Consider the following 12,775-nt stretch of genomic DNA (forward strand, 5'->3'; position numbering starts at 1 on the left):
GAACGCACCGCGAGGGCGCCCGGCATGCGATTTAGCGGAACCCCGAGTCGGCCGGATCGTTTGATGCGCCAAATCGAGGTAAGCGGCGTGAATTCATACTTTTGCATTGTTAACATGCCCGGCGTTCCCGCGCGCGAAATCAGGGTGCTGGACGTGCGCGACGACGCCTCGGCCATACAGGCGCTGGCCGCTGTCGCGGACGAATGGATCGGCTTCGACACCATCTGCCTCTATCAGGGTGAACGCTTCATCCAGGTGCTGAGCAATCCTGCCCTGGGCTTCCCCCAGGACGCACTGGCCCTCCCGCAAGACCCGACGCCATGGGCCGAGGCGGCCTGAAGCCGCGCCCCCTCATTCTTCCTGGCCGGCGAACCAGGCCGCATAGCCGGTATTGCGCGCCAGGCGACGATTGACGTCAGGCGCGCCGTCGCTCCACCACGGCGGCCCCCTTTCGCCGAGTGAGACCTTGGCCGCCTCCACCTCTTTGCGAGCGAGCGAAAGGGCCTGTTCATCCCCTGCCCGCACGGCGTCCCGCACCGCCCTGCGGGCGCGCATCAGGTCATCTACGAGACGCTGGCGCGCCTCTGGGGCGAGAGACGGGTTGGAACATCGCCACAGTCGCCCCCGCACGACGAAATACCGCCCGTCCGGCGTAACGGGATGGGGGTGATCGTCCCTCAACTGGCGCGACGGCGCGGCGAGGCTCGAGACGCCTTGGCCGGCGCGGGCGACTTGGGCGTGCGTCCACGTCCCTTGGTCCGCGGAGCGGCCCCCTGGAGACTGGCGCGAAGGGCGGCCATGAGGTCCACGACATTGGTGTCTTCGGGCTCGGCCGAGCGAACCGGCTTCTGGCCCTTCTGCTTGGCCGCGATCAGGGCCTTGAGCGCCTCCTCGTAGCGATCAACGAACTGGTCAGGATCAAAGGGTCCGGCCTGCTGCTCGATGATGCGCCGGGCGATGTCGATCATGGCGGGATCGGGCGGCTTGTCCGATATCGCTCCAAAGACGTCCCGAGTGTCGCGCACCTCCCCACGGGTGCGCAGGGAATAGGCCAGAATGCCTTGGTCGCGAGGCTCCAGAGCCAGAAGGCGCTCGCGTGTCGAAAGCACCACCCGGCCCAGGGCGATCTTGCCTTCCGACCGCATGGCCTCGCGGATCACGCCGAAGGCTTCTTCGGCGATCGCCCCGGCGGGAGCGAGATAATAGGGGTTGTCCCAGTAGAGCCGATCAATCTCGTCGGCGGGGACGAACCGCTCGATGTCGATCGTCTTGGTGCTCTCGAGCTTGACCGACTTGATCTCCTCGTCGGTGAGCAGGATATACTCGTCCTTGGCGACGGCATAGCCCTTGACCAGAGACGACCGCTCCACGGGCCCGGTGTCGGGATCCGTCGTCACCATGCGGATACGGTTATTGGTCTCCGGATTGATGAGGTTGAAATGAACCTCCCCTCCCGAATTGCTGGCCGTATAGAGGGAGACCGGACAGGTCACGAGAGACAGACGCAGGTGTCCCTGCCATGTGGGGCGAAAGGCCATGATCCGAACTCCTGGCGAACATCAGGCTCGCCACCTCGGATTCAACACCGTCCCCCGGAATTCGCTCCGTCCCGATTTCAGGGTCGCAGACCGGCCGGCGTCAGCCGCAGGGTTCGGCCTGACCGTCGCCGAGGTCGATGACGAAGCAGTGTTCCTGACCGCCCTCCATCTCCGCCACAAAGACCCGGATCTCGTCGTCGGCGTCCACGGGCGGCGCATAGATTTCCGTGTAGCCGACGGCGGCGGCCTCGAAACTCGGCGCCTCTATGACATGTCCGTGGGCCCGTCCCACGCCCTCGGCATAGGCGAAATAGCGATGCTGTGCAGCTTCGACCATGGGCTCTCCTCCTCAAGTGAATGCGGCAGGCGACAAAAGGATTCCATGATTCGTCCGGGGATAAGCCTTTCTCCTGATTGACTCCGTCCCGGAATGAGAACCAGAACATAACAGGAACATTATAGACCTCGGAAAGGAGGCCGTCATGCACGTCCGGCCTGTCGCCGAGCTGGCCGCCTTGCGCGCCCGCATTGAAAGCCTGGAGACACCCGGTCGGTCCCGCGCCGGCGTCCTGCCCTTCGGCGTCCCTATCGTCGACGCCGCCCTGCCCCAGGGCGGGCTGGCTCTCGGCGCCTTGCACGAGGTGGCCGGCGGCGGCGACGGAGCGGTGGACGGCGCGATCGCCGCCCTCTTCGCCGCCGGCATAGCCGCCCGCCTGCCGGGCCAGGTGCTCTGGTGCCTGACCCGACCTGATCTCTTCGCCCCGGCCCTGCAGCAGGTCGGGCTCGCCCCGGACCGGGTCCTCTATCTGGAGGCCGGCGACGAGAAGAGCCTGATGGCCTGTTTCGAGGAAGGCCTGCGACACGGCGGCCTGGCCGCCGTTGTCGCCGAGACCGCTCGCCTCTCCATGACCGCCTCGCGCCGCCTCCAGCTCGCCGCCGAAAGCTCGGGGGTCACCGCCATCGCCGTCCGGCGCTGGCGGCGCGCGAGCGAAGCCGCCGACTTCGGTCAACCAACAGCGGCGGTCACCCGATGGCGGGTGACCGCCCAGCCCTCCTCGCCCCTCCCCGCGCCTGGCGTCGGCCGCCCGCGATGGTTCGTCGAACTCCTCCGCTGTCGCTCCGGCGACTGCGCCGATTTCTCTCTGGAAGCCTGTGATGAAAAGGGTCGTCTCGCTCTACCTCCCGAACTGGCCGATCGATCGGCTGCGCCGGCGGCTGGGGTCCGCCGCACCGCCGCCTGAGACGCCGACCGTTCTTGTCGGGCGGGATCGCCGTCGACGGATCCTTACGGCCTGCAATCCAGCCGCCCGGGCCCTGGGCCTGCGCCCCGGCATGGCCTCGGCCCAGGCCCATGCCCTTGTCCCCGGCCTGGAGCCCTTTGACGCCGCTCCCGCAGAAGACGCAGCGGCGCTTGAGCGGCTCGCCCTGTGGGCGCTGCGCCGCTACGCCCCGGTCTGCGCGGCGGATGCGCCCGACGGTCTCGCCATCGACGTCACGGGCGCCGCCCATCTCCGGGGTGGAGAGGAGAAACTCCTGGCCGACATGGAAACGCGCCTGGAGGAAGCCGGCGTCCGCGCCAGGGCGGTCGTCGCTCCCACCTATGGCGCGGCCCATGCCGCCGCACGTCATGGCGGCCCCGCCGTCATCGCCGAGGGCGAGATCGGCCAGTCTCTGTCCAACCTGCCCCTCGCCGCCCTGCGCCTTTCGCCGGACCTCATCCAGTCCTTGGGCCGCATGGGCTTCGAGACCATCCTGGATCTGGAACGCCAGCCCCGCGGCCCCCTGACGCTCCGCTTCGGGCCCGAGGCCGGCAAGCGCCTGGACCAGGCCTTTGGTCGGACCTTCGAACCGATCATTCCCGTCATCGAGACCGAACAGCCCCGGGTGGAGCAGGTCTTCGCCGACCCCATAGGCGCGCCCGAGACCTTGGCGCGCTACGTCGGTCTCCTGACAGACGCGCTTTGCGCGCAGCTGGAACGACAGGGCCTGGGCGTACGCCGCCTCGACTGGCTCTGTCATCGTGTCGATCATCGCATTGAGGCCGTCCGCGTCGGTACGGCCCGGCCTGTGCGGGACCGTCGACGCCTGATCCGACTGCTGCAGGACAAGATCGAGACCGTTTCGCCCGGCTTCGGCATTGAGCGGATGACGCTGACGGCCTCGATCGCCGAACCCCTGGACTGGCGGCCAAGCCCCTCCAGCCTGGCGGATGAGGCGGCACCTGACGTCTCGGGCCTGGTCGATCTGCTGGCCAATCGCATCGGCGCCCGCAGCCTTTACCGCATGGCGCCTGCAGAGAGCGACGTCCCGGAACGATCCGTCCGCAAGACGGCCCCGCTCGCGGGCCCCTCCCTGGCCGCCTGGGCTCCGGACTGGCCGCGGCCGGTGCGTCTCTTTCCTTCGCCCGAGCCGGTCCAGACCATGGCGCTCCTGCCCGACAATCCCCCGACCCATTTTACGTGGCGCGGCGTGCGGCGACGCATTCGGCGGGCCGACGGGCCGGAGCGGATCTACGGCGAGTGGGGCCGGCGCGACGCCGAGATGTGGGCTGTCCGGGACTATTTCCAGGTCGAGGACGAGGCCGGTGAACGCTTCTGGCTGTTCCGGGCGGGCGACGGCCTCGACGCCCGGACCGGCTCCCAGGCCTGGTTCATCCACGGGCGGTTCGGATGAGGTACGCCGAGCTCCAGTGCGCCTCCCACTTCTCTTTTCTGAGGGGGGCCAGCGCTTGCGAGGAGTTGTTCGCCGAGGCGGCCGCCTGCGGTCTCGACGCCCTGGCGGTGACTGATCGCAACAGCCTGGCCGGGATCGTTCGCGCCCATGAAGCGGCCAAGGCCGCGGGGGTGCGCCTGATCGTCGGCTGCAGTCTGGAGCTGACCGACGGCGCCGTGGTCCTCGTCTATCCGACCGATCGGACCGCCTATTCGCGCCTGACCCGCCTGCTGACCCTTGGCAAGCAGAGAGGCGGCAAGGGCCGCTGCTTGCTGGACTGGGAGGATCTCGCCGGTCATGCCGAAGGCCTGGTGGCCATACTGGCGCCCGACCGGCCGGACGCCGCGGCCCGCCGTCGGCTCGAGCGGATGAAGGCGGTCTTCGGCCGGAACGCCCACGTCGCCCTCGCCCTGCGTCGACGTCCGCGAGACCAGATGCGCCTTCATGAGCTGTCATGCCTGGCGGCTGAAACCGGCGTCGCGACCGTGGTCGTCAACGACGTCCTCTACCACCATCCGGACCGCCGCATCCTGCAGGATGTCCTCACCTGCATCCGGGAAGGTTGCACCATCGACAGCGTCGGCTTTCGCCGCGAGCGTTCCGCCGACCGGCATCTGAAGCAGGCCGTCGAGATGCACCGCCTGTTCCGGGCCTGGCCCGAAGCTTTGGCCCGAACCCTGGAGATCGCCGACCGGTGCCGCTTCTCGCTCGACGAGCTTGCCTACCAGTACCCTGAAGAGGCCGGCCTCCCCGGAATGACGCCCCAGCAGGCGCTAGAGCACCTCACCTGGGAGGGCGCGAAGACCCGCTATCCGGAGGGCCTGCCCGAAAAGGTCCGGAAGAGCCTGGAGCATGAGCTGCGCCTGATTGCGACGCTCGAATACGCCCCCTACTTCCTGACGGTCCACTCCATTGTTCGTTTCGCCCGCAGCCAGGACATTCTTTGCCAGGGCCGGGGCTCTGCCGCCAATTCAGCGGTCTGCTATGTGCTGGGCGTCACCTCTATCGACCCTGAACGCAACGACCTCCTGTTCGAACGCTTCATCAGCCAGGAGCGCAAGGAACCTCCGGACATCGACGTCGATTTCGAGCATGAGCGTCGCGAGGTCGTCATCCAGTGGATATTCGAGACCTACGGGCGTCGCCACGCCGCCCTGTGCTCTACCGTCATCCGCTACCGGTCGCGGGGCGCGCTTCGCGACGTGGGAAAGGCCCTGGGACTGTCCGAAGACATCATCAAGGGCCTGTCGTCCCAGGTCTGGAGCTATTCCAGCGAGGGCGTCGAGGACCGGCACGTCGAAGCGCTCAACCTCAACCTCGCCGATCGCCGTCTGCGGCTGGCCCTTGATCTGTCGCGTCAGTTGATCGGCTTCCCGCGACACCTTAGCCAGCACCCCGGCGGCTTCGTCCTGACCCACGACCGCCTGGACGACCTGGTTCCCATCGAGCCGGCGGCGATGAAGGATCGCCAGGTCATCGAATGGGACAAGGACGACATCGACGCCCTGAAGTTCATGAAGGTCGACGTCCTGGCCCTCGGCATGCTGAGCTGCATGAAACGCGGCTTCGATCTCCTGGCCGAACATAAGGGCGTCGCCCTCGACCTTGCGACTATTCCGGCTGAGGACCCCCTGACCTACGCCATGATCCGAAAGGCCGACACCCTGGGCGTCTTCCAGATCGAAAGCCGCGCCCAGATGGCCATGCTGCCTCGGATCAAGCCGCGCACCTTCTATGATCTGGTCATCCAGGTGGCCATCGTCCGGCCCGGTCCCATCCAGGGCGACATGGTCCATCCGTATCTGCGGCGTCGCGAAGGCCGCGAGGCGGTGGACTATCCCCGGCCCGAGCTGGAGAAGGTGCTGGGCAAGACCCTCGGCGTCCCCCTCTTCCAGGAGCAGGCCATGAGGGTCGCCATTGAATGCGCCGGCTTCACCGCCTCCGAGGCCGACCAGCTCCGCCGCGCCATGGCCACGTTCAAGTTCACGGGCGGGGTCAGCCACTTCAAGGACAAGTTGGTGGGGGGCATGGTCGAGCGCGGCTATGCGGCCGAGTTCGCGGAAAAGACCTTCAGCCAGCTTGAGGGCTTCGGCTCCTACGGCTTTCCTGAAAGCCACGCCGCCTCCTTCGCCCTGATCGCCTATGCCTCGTCCTGGCTCAAGCGTCATCACCCGGACGTCTTCTGCGCCGCCCTCCTGAACGCCCAGCCCATGGGCTTCTACGCCCCGGCGCAGATCGTCCGCGACGCCCGGGAACACGGCGTCGAGATCCGCCCCGCCTGTATCAACGCCAGCCGCTGGGACTGCACCCTCGAAAAGACCAGCGACAGTCGTTTCGCCGTGCGGCTGGGCCTGCGGATGGTGCGAGGCCTCGCCAATGCCGACGCGGCCCGCATCACGGCGGCGCGGTCGGAACGTCCCTTCGCCTCCGTGGACGATCTCTGGCGCCGCGCGGCCGCGCCCGCCGCCAGCCTGGTCCGCCTGGCCGAGGCCGACGCCTTCCGCCCTTCGTTGGGGCTGGAACGGCGCGAGGCGCTCTGGGCCATCAAGGCCCTTCGGGAAGCGCCTCTGCCCCTTTTCGCGGCCGCGGACGCTCGGGAGGGATCGGTCCAGGCGGAAGTGCCCGAAGCCACGCCTGACCTGAAACCGATGACGCCCGGTCGGGAAGTGGTGGAAGATTACGGCCACCTGGGCCTGACGCTGCGCGAACATCCCCTGAGCTTCATTCGGGGCGATCTTCAGCGGCGACACGTCATGACCTGCGCCGAGGGCACGGCCATGCGCGATCGCCGCCTGACACGGATCGCCGGCCTGGTCCTGGTGCGACAGAAGCCCGGCAGCGCCAAGGGGGTGATGTTCATCACTATCGAGGACGAGACAGGGGTCGCCAATCTCGTCATCTGGCCCAGCCTCTACGAGGCCCAGCGCCGTGTCGTCCTCTCTTCAAGCCTGCTGGTCGTCGACGGCAAGGTCCAGCGCGAGGGCGAGGTCGTCCACATCGTCGCCACCAGGCTCCATGACGGCTCAGACCTGCTGGCTTCTATAGGCGAGAGAGGCCAGGCCTTCCCTCTTCCCCACGGCCGCGGCGACGAGGCCCATAAAGCCAGCGGCCCCGATCCCCGCTGCGCGCGTCCACGGGCAGGTCAGGCCCGCGACATCTATATTCCCGACTTCTCTCTGGAGACGATCAAGGTGAGGTCCCGGGATTTCTGCTGAAAAACAGCCTTGCGGCGCAAATGGCACGACGCGCAAAAGTTGATCTTCGGCAGGAACACCCGGCGCCTCGCGCCGCTTTGCGGTGACAGGGATCATCAACCACCGCCCGCCCTGTTCATGAGTATATGACGCATGCCCCGTAACATCGCCACGCCGGCTGCCCTTCGCGCTCTTCAACAGGAGGCTGAGAGGATGGCCCGGCTCTCGCCTTTCTCCGCCGACCGCGACCGATTCAACAGAATCGCACAGCGCTACCGCGAAGAGGCGGAAAAGCAGGCCTAGAGGGCCGATTTTCCTTCTCCCGGACCGCGCGGCAGCTTCGTTGCCGCCGCCGTCGCAAGCCTGAATTTCCAATGGCGGAGACAACGAGCCTGTCGCAGGGACTGATCTCCCGGCCCCCTGGGTCGCATCGCTTGGCGCTTGCTCTGAGGCCTTGATCGGGTCCAGTAAACTTGACCGTCCCGAAAGGGATACCGGACGCCAAGCCATGAACCAGCCGACCGCTCCCGTCTGGGCCCCGCAGCATCTACGGCTGGGCATACGGGCCGCGGGCGTGGCCCTATGGTCCTGGAACGTCGATACCGACCGTCTCACCATGGATGCCATGGGCTATGCCCTGTGGAATGTTCCCGAAAACGTCGAGGTTGCTTTTGAAGATCTCTCCAGACACATCCATCCCGCGGACAGGGATCGTGTGCGGGCCGCGTTCAATGCGACGCGGGCGATCGTTGGCCCTTATGAGATTGATTTCAGGATTCTCGTCGAGGATGAGGTGCGGTGGATTTCCGCCCGTGGGCGAGGCGACGACGAGGGCATCGTGGGCAGCGTCATGTACGGCGTCTTCCTCGATGTGACAGGTCGCAAGCAGGCCGAAGAAGCCCACGAGCTTCTGGCGGGCGAGATGAGTCATCGGGTCAAGAACCTGATCGCCATCGCCGGCGCCCTCACTTCGATGTCGTCGAGGGCTCCGGGCACCAAGGAAGAGATGGCGAGCGAACTGACCAGTCGCCTCGCCGCCCTGGGCCGCGCGCACGACCTCGTTCGTCCTGTACCGGGCCAGACTGAAAACGCCGCCCTTCTCGCGGATCTTATGTCCATCCTGCTGAATCCCTACGACGATCCTGGCGCGTTCAGCGGGCGCATTCGGGTGGCTGCCCCGCGGATGGGCGTGGACGAGGCCGCCGCCACCGATCTGGCGTTGGTTATCCATGAACTGGCGACGAACTCACTCAAGTACGGTGCGCTCTCGAGCGCCAGCGGTCTGCTCGACCTGACGTGCACATTAGCCGAGGACGAAGTCGTCATGGTCTGGACCGAGCGTGGCGGCCCCGCCGTCAGCCCGCCGGCGAATGCTTCTGGATTCGGCAGCCGCCTGCTTGACCGGATCGTCACTCGCAAGCTGCGCGGGTCTATTGATTACCAGTGGAGCCCGGAAGGTCTGATCGCCACTGTGCGCGTGAAGGCCGAGAGACTGCTGGCGGACCGAGGGGCCCTCGACGAGGACAAGCCTTGAAGCCATAGGCCGCCCGAGATTGAAGGTCGCGCAAAACAGGGCGTCTTGTCCGTATCAGGTCCGGCGATCCGACCGTCCGTTTACGGCTTCGGTCTCGCCGATCTCAACTGCCGGAGGATTGCCGTGGGACGGCGGCTATGCCTGATGGCCGCCACGGCGACGGCCGTAAACAGCAGGCAAAGCGCAATCAGAACATAGTTCATGTTCCGTCTCGTCCCACACTCCAACCTCGCCCGAAGCGTTTGAAGACATTGCCGGCGAGGACCAGTCCAACAGCCACCGGAACCGCGAAGACGAAGACAATGAGAAAGGCGGCTAGGGTGTTCATACGGGTGGAGCGTCGCCCGGCGCTGCGAGGTTCCCACCCGAACGTCGGAGGCCCGGGAGCAACCGACAGCCCGCGAAGCCGTTCATCGCGGAACCTTCACCTTGACGAGCACACCATGACCTCAATCCGCTGCCTGCCAGCCGCCGCTCTTGCTGTCGCTCTCGCCGCATCCCCAGCTGCAGCTCAGAACACCGGCGACGCGCCTTCCCAGCAGCAGGATCGGATCGGAGCGATTCTTGGCGCGCTTTTCGGCGACCGATTGGGCGTTACGACGTCGATCGAAGCCCAATGGGCGGCAGGACGTACGCCGCTCCTGACCCAACGCAACCAGTTCACCGCTCGTATTGATTCTGATGTCCGCTCCGGCGCGATCAATCAAACGACCGGAACCCGACTCAAGAGCGACTATGCGGCGCTTGTGGATCTCGAAACCCGCTACGGATCTGATCGTCGCTTTACAGCGGAAGAACGCGCGGACCTGGCCAGCCGCTACGAAGCCCTGACCCGCGTGCTCTCGGACGGCCGCTATGCCGACCCCTCGTCGGAGGTCGCTTCGGTCGTCGCCGGCAAGCCGGACTTTGACCGCCGGGTCGATACAGCCGTGTCGGCGCGTCGCCTGAGCCGTACGGAAGGGTCGCGGCTCAAGGGCGACTACGCCGCCCTGATCCAGGTCGAAGCGGGATATCTGCGCGACGGCCAGATCACGGCTCGCGAACGCGAGGATCTCGATTCCCGGCTGGACGCCCTCGACACCCGCGTCGGCGACGTGGGATACGGGAGCGGGACAACGGTTCAGACCCCGCGCGTTCGTCTGGACGCCGTCCTTCGGAGCCTGCCCTATTCGGGCCTTTCCACCGCCGCCCAGACGCAACTGCGCATCGAGCACGGCGACCTTGACCGACTCGCTGCGGCTTATGAACGCCTTGCCCCGTCGGCGGATGACCGGACCTATCTGGAACGGCGCGTCGGCGAACTCGAGACCCGGGCCAAGGTGCGGCGCTGAAGCGTCGAGCGCTCGGCACGGCGGGGTAAGAGGCGACCGATCGCTGACCTGCCTCGCAACGTCCATCCACGCCCAGTCCGGCAAGAGATGCGGCTTGCCGCCTGAAAAGCTCAGGGCTTCGGCGTCTGCCGGCAGAGGCGCCGTCAAGGCAGGCCGCAGGCTTCTCCCATGTCTCAGGGGTCGCTCCATCCCATGACCCGGACGCGCGCCTGGGGTTTCACACTGGAGGAAAACACCAGGGTCACCCGTTTTTCACCGCGCCCAGGCACGTAGTCGAGGCTGGCCCGGGCCCGATCCCCTTCGGATTCGCCTTCTATCTCGACAGCGGCCGCCGTCATGTCGCCCTTGTTGAGAACCCTGACCTCCACAGCCCAACCCGATGCGACGGGCCGAGGGGCTTCCGGTCTGACAGAGAGATCCGGCGGCGACTGATGGGCGAATGCGGAGCGTGCAAGCACCACGATAGCGGCCAGGGTGACGACGAGACCCAGAAGGGCGCACAAGCCCTGCAACCGGGACGGCGTCCCTCCGTCAGATGTTCTGCGGCTCTTCATCCTGGTCATCATCCTCACACCAGAAGCCGGGCCGCCGCGGCCCCCAGAGCCGCCGGGAAAGCCAGCACGACCACATTAGCCATGACCGCCCCCGCCCCATGCCCATCGACAGCGGCGAAGGCCCACAGCATGGCGAAGCTCGCCGCCAGACAGAGGGCGTAGCCCGGCAGGGTGAAGTGCAGGAAGGCGCGAAGCGGCGTTTCCTTCTCTTCCTGGCCTGCAAAGCCTGCTTCGAAGACGATGACATGCAGGAGGACCATGGAGACGAACATCAGCCCCAGAGCGCCCAACGGCGTGGTCAGATAGGCGATCAGCCGCATTTCCTCGGTCGGCGCGAGATTCATGGCGAAATAGAGCGCACCCGCCAGCATGAGAAACAGCTCGCCCGGGTAGGAGGCCTCGTCCTCGTCCCCCTCTTTGCCGTCGCCGGAAAGCTGGCGGCGGGCCACCAGGGCGCCCAGAGCCGCCGGCGCCGCCTGAAGGGATATCTGTCCGGTCGCCGACGTCAGGGAAGCGTAATCAAGGACATTGAACAGAGCCAGGAGCGCGGCCGAGGTCACGTAGCCGACGGCGAGCGCGACCAGGGTGTCCAGGGTGTTGTTCATCAGACCCCTGCGCGCCGAAAAGCCCGCGTAATGCGCGAGACCGTAAAGCACCGGCAGCGCCCCGAGCACGAAGGCGAGGCGTCGCAAGGGGGGCGCGGACACGCCCAGAGCCCACATCTCCATCGTCATCAGGAGGGGCAGACTGAACAACAGGGCCCCGCCGAAGGCGCGGCCGAGATCCGCGAGATAGTTCAGCTCCGATCTAGCCCCGTGAACCGCAGCTTCCATCCTTCCCCCTCATCTCCGGCGTCGTGCTTCGACGCGATGCGCCTTCCGTAAGCCGTCGCTGAACCGCGCAGTCTCAAGCGTGCCTGGAGCCAACGTCGACCCAGCCTTGCTGTTCCTCTCTGTCGACCACCCGGCTTTTCGGATGTCTCACCCGACCCCCGCCCCGCCGGTCACGCCCCAGACCTCTCCCGTGACAAAACTGGCTTCCTGTGAGGCCAGCAGCACATAAACAGGGGCGATCTCCACGGGCTGTCCCGGACGGCCGAAAGCGCTATGGGCGCCGAACTGCTCGACCTTCTCCTGCGGCTGGCCGCCGCTGGGCTGCAGCACGGTCCAGAAGGGCCCGGGCGCTACGGCGTTCACACGCACGCCCTTGTCGATCATCTGTTTGGCCAGGGCCTTGGTGTAAGCGACGATACCAGCCTTGGTCGTGGCGTAGTCCAGCAGGATGTCCGACGGCTCATAGGCCTGTATCGAGGCGGTGGTGATGATGGACGCCCCCGGAGGCAGGTGCGGCGCCGCAGCCTGACACAGCCAGTGCAGCCCGTAGAGGTTGGTTTTCATCGTCGCGTCGAAATCCTCGGTCGAGACCTTTGAGACGTCTTCTCGGTATTGTTGATGTCCGGCGTTGACGACGAGAATATCCAGTCCGCCGAAGGCCTCGACGACGCGCTCGACCATGGTCGCGTTCCAGGCCTCGTCGCGGATGTCGCCCGGCAACGCCAGCGCCCTGACCCCGGCTTTCTCGATCAGGGCGATCACCTCCCTGGCGTCCGCCGCCTCGGACGAAAAATAGCCGATCGCCACGTCAGCGCCCTCGCGGGCGAAGGCGATGGCGATCGCCCGCCCTATGCCGGAATCTCCGCCCGTGATCAGGGCCTTGCGCCCCTTTAGTCGACCATGGCCGACATAGCTGTCTTCGCCGTGATCCGGCCTGGGGCTCATGCGGCCCGCTAGCCCCGGCTCGGGCTGCGGCTGGCGGGGAAAAGGCGGTCGGGGGTACTGGCTGCGGGGATCCTGCATGGCGAGGCGATCTGTCATCGGGTCATCCTTGTGAGGAGGCGCGCGACGTCAGGCGG

At 66.7% G+C, this 12,775-nt stretch carries 11 protein-coding genes; 6 read left to right on the forward strand and 5 right to left on the reverse strand.

All coding sequences use genetic code 11. From position 1 onward, the window contains the following. Positions 1–114 precede the first annotated feature (114 nt). Positions 115–339, forward strand: coding sequence for a hypothetical protein (locus AC3A3G_RS14860; RefSeq protein WP_487488563.1), 225 nt, complete (start codon positions 115–117; stop codon positions 337–339). 12 nt (positions 340–351) lie between these two features. On the opposite strand, the gene AC3A3G_RS14865 is transcribed toward AC3A3G_RS14860, so the two are convergent. The 3 genes from AC3A3G_RS14865 to AC3A3G_RS14875 all read right to left on the reverse strand — a co-directional run bounded on the left by AC3A3G_RS14865 (position 352) and on the right by AC3A3G_RS14875 (position 1,875). Further along, entirely contained in the window at positions 352–555 is a 204-nt protein-coding gene (locus tag AC3A3G_RS14865; protein ID WP_487488564.1) for a hypothetical protein, read from the reverse strand. A 122-nt stretch (positions 556–677) separates the two neighbouring features. Next, positions 678–1,538: a non-homologous end joining protein Ku gene (gene ku / locus AC3A3G_RS14870; RefSeq protein ID WP_487488565.1), complete on the reverse strand. Its 861-nt coding sequence runs from the start codon at positions 1,536–1,538 to the stop codon at positions 678–680. A 100-nt stretch (positions 1,539–1,638) separates the two neighbouring features. After that, the gene (locus AC3A3G_RS14875) at positions 1,639–1,875 is read right to left on the reverse strand and encodes a DUF5961 family protein (protein ID WP_487488566.1); all 237 of its coding nucleotides are present in this window, start codon (positions 1,873–1,875) and stop codon (positions 1,639–1,641) included. A gap of 145 nt (positions 1,876–2,020) precedes the next feature. On the opposite strand from AC3A3G_RS14875, the gene AC3A3G_RS14880 reads away from it, so the two are divergent. From AC3A3G_RS14880 to AC3A3G_RS14900, 5 genes are all read left to right on the forward strand, one after another. Further along, complete coding sequence (locus tag AC3A3G_RS14880; RefSeq protein WP_487488567.1) at positions 2,021–2,779, forward strand: ImuA family protein; 759 nt, start codon at positions 2,021–2,023, stop codon at positions 2,777–2,779. Beyond that, a complete protein-coding gene (locus AC3A3G_RS14885; RefSeq protein WP_487488568.1) occupies positions 2,694–4,211 on the forward strand; it encodes a Y-family DNA polymerase in 1,518 nt (505 codons plus the stop codon). Before AC3A3G_RS14880 ends, AC3A3G_RS14885 begins: the two co-directional genes overlap by 86 nt. After that, entirely contained in the window at positions 4,208–7,465 is a 3,258-nt protein-coding gene (locus tag AC3A3G_RS14890; protein WP_487488569.1) for an error-prone DNA polymerase, read from the forward strand. Before AC3A3G_RS14885 ends, AC3A3G_RS14890 begins: the two co-directional genes overlap by 4 nt. Before the next feature lie 487 nt (positions 7,466–7,952). Continuing rightward, the gene (locus tag AC3A3G_RS14895) at positions 7,953–8,978 is read left to right on the forward strand and encodes a sensor histidine kinase (RefSeq protein ID WP_487488570.1); all 1,026 of its coding nucleotides are present in this window, start codon (positions 7,953–7,955) and stop codon (positions 8,976–8,978) included. Between the two features lie 443 nt (positions 8,979–9,421). Continuing rightward, positions 9,422–10,309 (forward strand): hypothetical protein, encoded by an 888-nt coding sequence (locus AC3A3G_RS14900; RefSeq protein WP_487488571.1) that lies wholly within the window; start codon positions 9,422–9,424, stop codon positions 10,307–10,309. 568 nt (positions 10,310–10,877) lie between these two features. Here AC3A3G_RS14900 and AC3A3G_RS14905 read toward each other — a convergent pair. Together AC3A3G_RS14905 and AC3A3G_RS14910 are read right to left on the reverse strand one after the other, a co-directional pair. Continuing rightward, complete coding sequence (locus tag AC3A3G_RS14905; RefSeq protein WP_487488572.1) at positions 10,878–11,696, reverse strand: TIGR02587 family membrane protein; 819 nt, start codon at positions 11,694–11,696, stop codon at positions 10,878–10,880. A gap of 147 nt (positions 11,697–11,843) precedes the next feature. After that, positions 11,844–12,737 (reverse strand): SDR family oxidoreductase, encoded by an 894-nt coding sequence (locus AC3A3G_RS14910; protein WP_487488573.1) that lies wholly within the window; start codon positions 12,735–12,737, stop codon positions 11,844–11,846. Positions 12,738–12,775: the final 38 nt, after the last annotated feature.

The organism is Brevundimonas sp. Soil_N_31 (assembly GCF_057655995.1).